Source organism: Actinoallomurus rhizosphaericola (assembly GCF_024055675.1).
In the GTDB taxonomy this organism is placed as follows: domain Bacteria; phylum Actinomycetota; class Actinomycetes; order Streptosporangiales; family Streptosporangiaceae; genus Actinoallomurus; species Actinoallomurus soli.
Genome location: NZ_JAMXMW010000045.1, coordinates 1 through 4,541, shown reverse-complemented (window position 1 = coordinate 4,541; position 4,541 = coordinate 1). Strand labels below are relative to the sequence as shown.

General features: G+C 71.3%; 3 protein-coding genes. 2 read left to right on the top strand and 1 reads right to left on the bottom strand.

What is annotated here, in order from left to right:
- Positions 1-357: 357 nt before the first annotated feature.
- Entirely contained in the window at positions 358-3,051 is a 2,694-nt protein-coding gene (polA, locus tag NE234_RS43980) for a DNA polymerase I (RefSeq protein WP_252787129.1), read from the bottom strand.
- A 53-nt stretch (positions 3,052-3,104) separates the two neighbouring features.
- Between polA and NE234_RS43975 the strand changes: the two genes are divergently transcribed.
- Together NE234_RS43975 and NE234_RS43970 are read left to right on the top strand one after the other, a co-directional pair.
- The gene (locus NE234_RS43975) at positions 3,105-3,524 is read left to right on the top strand and encodes a PaaI family thioesterase (protein ID WP_406567147.1); all 420 of its coding nucleotides are present in this window, start codon (positions 3,105-3,107) and stop codon (positions 3,522-3,524) included.
- 295 nt (positions 3,525-3,819) lie between these two features.
- Positions 3,820-4,419, top strand: coding sequence for a DUF4352 domain-containing protein (locus NE234_RS43970; protein WP_252787128.1), 600 nt, complete (start codon positions 3,820-3,822; stop codon positions 4,417-4,419).
- Positions 4,420-4,541: the final 122 nt, after the last annotated feature.

Here is a 4,541-nt window from a genome sequence, read left to right as displayed (position 1 = left end):
GCGGCGCGCGGCCGTCACGTGACGGCCGCGCCCGGCCGGCGGCAGCAGCAGGCCGACGGCCACCGCCGCGACGAGCAGGGCGGCGGCGAGTCGGTGAAGGTGCGGCACAGGCCCCCCATAAGCTCGCGCCCACGGCGAGCCGTACGGCCGTGGGCACCGTCAGAGTCCGCGCGGAACGGCCGCCCGACCAGGGCGGCCCGTCCGCGCGGACTCTTACTTCCCGCTCAGCGGATCTTGCAATCCGTCACCGGGGTGAGCCCTCCGTGACCGTCCCTTTCACCCAGGGTGAGCCCTCGACGACCGGCCCTTTTCGCCCGGATGAGCCCCCCGGTAGCCGGCCCGCCGACCGGGCAGCCCTCAGTGACCGGCCGCCTGCCAGGTGCGCCCGGTCCCCATCGAGACCTCCAGCGGCACCCGCAGGTCGTACGCGCCGCCCATCTGATCGCGCACCAGCGCCTGCAGCTCCTCCAGCTCGCCCGGCGCCACCTCGAAGATCAGCTCGTCGTGGACCTGCAGCAGCATCCGCGACGCCAGCCCGGCCGCGCGCATCGCGCGGTCGACGTTCAGCATCGCGACCTTGATGATGTCGGCCGCCGAGCCCTGGATCGGCGCGTTCAGCGCCATCCGCTCGGCCATCTCCCGCCGCTGCCGGTTGTCCGAGGTCAGGTCGGGCAGGTAGCGGCGGCGACCCATGATCGTCTCGGTGTAGCCGTCGTGCCGGGCCTTGACCACGATGTCGCGCAGGTAGTCGCGCACCCCGCCGAACTGCTCGAAGTACTCGGCCATCAGCGCCCGCGCCTCGTCCGGCGTGATCTTCAGCTGCTGTGAGAGCCCGAACGCCGACAGGCCGTACGCCAGGCCGTAGTTCATCGCCTTGATCCGCGACCGCAGCTCACCGTCGATCTGCTCGGGCGGCAGGTCGAACACCCGGGAGGCGGTGATCGTGTGGAAGTCGGCACCGGACCCGAACGCCTCGATCAGCGCGGCGTCCTCCGACAGGTGCGTCATGATCCGCAGCTCGATCTGGCTGTAGTCGGCGGTGAGCAGGCACTCGTAGCCCTCCCCCACCATGAAGCCCTCGCGGATCTGCCGGCCCTCGGCCGTGCGGATCGGGATGTTCTGCAGGTTCGGGTCGGCCGAGGACAGCCGGCCGGTCGCCGCGACCATCTGCCCGAACGTCGTGTGGATGCGCCGGTCCTCGTCCGCCATCGGGATCAGCGAGTCGACCATGCTCTTGAGCTTGGCGACCTCACGATGCCGCAGCAGGTGCTCCAGCACCGGGTGACCGGTCTGGGCGAACAGGCTCGTCAGCGCGTCGGAGTCGGTGGTGTAGCCGGTCTTGGTGCGCCGCGTCTTCGGCAGCTCCAGCTCGTCGAACAGCACCTGCTGGATCTGCTTGGGCGACCCGAGGTTGAACTCGTGCCCGATCGCCTCCCAGGCGCCCTCCTCCATCGCCTTGACCTCCGCGCCGAAGGTCGCCGAGAGCTTCGCCAGGTAGTCGATGTCCAGGGCGACGCCGACCCGCTCCATGCCGGCGAGGACCTCGACCAGCGGCAGCTCGACCTGCTGCAGCAGCCGCGTCGCGCCCCGCCGCTCCAGGTCCGCGTCCAGCGCCTCGGCGAGGTCGACGACCGCCCGCGCCCGTACGACGAGGTCGTGGGCGGCCTCCTGCTCACCGGAGCCGTCGATCGTCAGCTGGCCGCTGTCGTCGGCCTCCTTGCGCAGCTCCCGGTGCAGGTAGCGCAGGACCAGGTCGCCCAGGTCGAAGGAGCGCTGACCGGGCAGCGCGAGGTAGGCGGCCAGCGCCGTGTCGCTCGTCACGCCGTCGAGCCGCATGCCGCGCGCGGCCAGCGCCAGCATCGGGCCCTTGGCGTCGTGGATCGCCTTCGGCCGCTTCGGGTCGGCCAGCCACGCGGCCAGCGCCCGCTCGTCCTCCTCGATCAGCTCCACCGGGTCCACGAAGGCCCCCGCGCCGTCCTGGTTGGCCAGCGCGATGCCCGTGAGGTCGCCCGTGCCGCGCCCCCACGTGCCGGTCACCGCGACGCCGACCCGGCCCTCCCCGGTGGCGTGCTCCTCCAGCCACGCGGCGAGCTCGCCCGGCCCCGGCCGGGCCACCTCGACCTCGAAGCCCTCCTCCGCCTCCGGCTCGACCGCCGACAGCGTGGCGTACAGCCGCTCGCGCAGCACCCGGAACTGCAGGGTGTCGAACAGCGTGTGGATCTCGTCGCGGTCCCACTGGCCGATCGTCAGATCCGCGGGGCCCTGGTCGAGCTCCACGTCACAGACCAGCTGGTTGACCTGGTAGTTGCGCATGACCTCGCCGAGATGCTCGCGCAGGCTCGCCCCGGCCTTGCCGGTGATCTCGTCGACGTGCGCGATGACCCCGTCGAGCCCGTCGTACTTGGCGATCCACTTCGCGGCGGTCTTCGGGCCCACACCCGGCACGCCCGGCAGGTTGTCGCTGGTCTCCCCCACCAGGGCGGTGAGCATCCGGTGCCGCTCCGGCGGCACGCCGTACTTCTCCTCGACCGCCGCCGGGGTCATGCGGGCCAGGTCCGACACGCCCTTGCGCGGGTACAGCACCGTGCAGTGCGGGCCGACGAGCTGGAACGCGTCACGGTCGCCGGTGACGATCGCCACGTCCATGCCCTGATCCACGGCCCGCGTGGCGAGCGTGGCGATCAGGTCGTCCGCCTCGTAGCCCGCGACGGACAGCCGCGGGATGCGCAGCGCGTCGAGCACCTCGAAGATCAGACTGATCTGGCTGCGGAAGTCGTCCGGCGTCTCCCGCCGGTTCGCCTTGTACTCGACGTAGGCCTCGTGCCGGAACGTCGGCTCCGACCGGTCGAAGCACACCCCGACGTGCGTGGGCTCCTCGTCGCGCAGCACGTTGATCAGCATCGACGTGAAGCCGTACACCGCGTTCGTCGGCTGCCCCGTCGTGGTCGAGAAGTTCTCGATGGGCAGCGCGAAGAACGCCCGGTAGGCCAGGGAATGCCCGTCCAGGAGCAGCAGGCGCGCGTTTTCAGAGGTCGCTTCCGTCGTCACCACGCAAGCAGCCTAGTCTTCACTGCCGACAGTTCTACGCAGGTGATGGAGGATTCATGAGCGAGGCCGGCGGCGGCCCCACCAACGATCTCGGCGGCATCGACCCGCGCGGGGATCTCGCCACGGCGATGGGCGTCGAGCTCCTTGAGGCGAGCCCCGAGCGCGTCGTGGCGCGCATGCCCGTGAAGGGCAACACCCAGCCGTACGGCGTCCTGCACGGCGGCGCCTCCTGCGTCCTGGCCGAGTCCGCCGGCTCCGTCGGCGCCGCCCTGCACGCCGGACCCGGCCGCATCGCCCTCGGCATCGAGATCAACGCCACCCACCACCGGGCCGCGACCAGCGGGCACGTCACCGCGGTCGCCACCCGCCTGCACGGCGGACGCACCCTGGCCAGCTACGAGATCGTCATCACCGACGAGCAGGACCGCCGCGTCTGCACCGCCAGACTCACCTGCGCCATCCGCGACAAGGCATAGATTTCTCGCATCTTTTGCACCAGTCACTCCAGTCTCGCTACCGTTGGAGGGCAAGAGCCCGGAGCGCTGAGTAGAAAACGTACGATCCGGTTCCCGCGCAGGGCCGGGGAAGGCCTGCACGGGCCACCAGACCGTACGGCACCAAAGGCGCTCCGGGCTCATTCACGCTCCAGCCCCTTCATGCTCCGGGCCCCGCCACGTCTCGTCGCCGCGCCGGTCTCGATTCGGCCACAGCAGCTCTACGCGTCGGCCACAGGGGCTTTGCATGATCACAGCCGTCGCCTACCGTCGCGCTGTGCGCCCCTTCGCGATCACACCCGGCGTCCGCGCCGGGCGCCGGCCCGGCGCCCTCCGGGCCGTGACGCCGCTCGTCGCCGTCGTCCTCGCCGCGGCGGGCTGCGGCCACCCGGCCCGCGACTACACCATCCCCCCGCAGCCCCTCCCCGAGCACGAGACGCCGCTCAAGGGCCGGACCGCCACCATCGGCGAGGTCGGCTACGCCGTGATCGGGCTCCGCACCAAGATCCCCGAGGTGATCGGCTCGCACGCCAGCTGGATGCCGCACGGGCAGTACGTCCGCGTCCGCCTCCTGATGGTCGACCACGGCCGCGAACGCCACGACTTCGACCCCTACCGGCAGCGGCTCGTCACCGCCGACGGCGCCACCTACCTCCCCAACACCGACGCCATGCAGATCTCCCGCGCGCCCGCCGGCGTGCAGACCATCGCCTCCCAGGAGATGCGCGCCTTCGACCTGTGGTACGACGTGCCCGCCAACGCCAAGGTGAAGGCCCTGCGGGTACTCGGCGACCCCTCGTCGTCCCGGCTCGGCGACCAGCTCAAGGGCACCGCCGTCGGCAACACCAAGAACCCCGTCGACATCTCCCTCACCTAATGGGAGCTACCGGGTTGGCTGTTCGGGCAGACTCGGTGCCTGGTAGCCGCCGGTGAGTGAGCACTGCGCTCGCCTGGACCTTGAGTCCTAGGGTCAGATCGTGCCCTCGCCGGTGGTCAGGG

Coding starts and splice junctions, on each gene's coding strand:
- NE234_RS43975 (WP_406567147.1), top strand. CDS start 3,105: ATGAGCGAGGCCGGCGGCGGCCCCACCAACGATCTCGGCGGCATCGAC.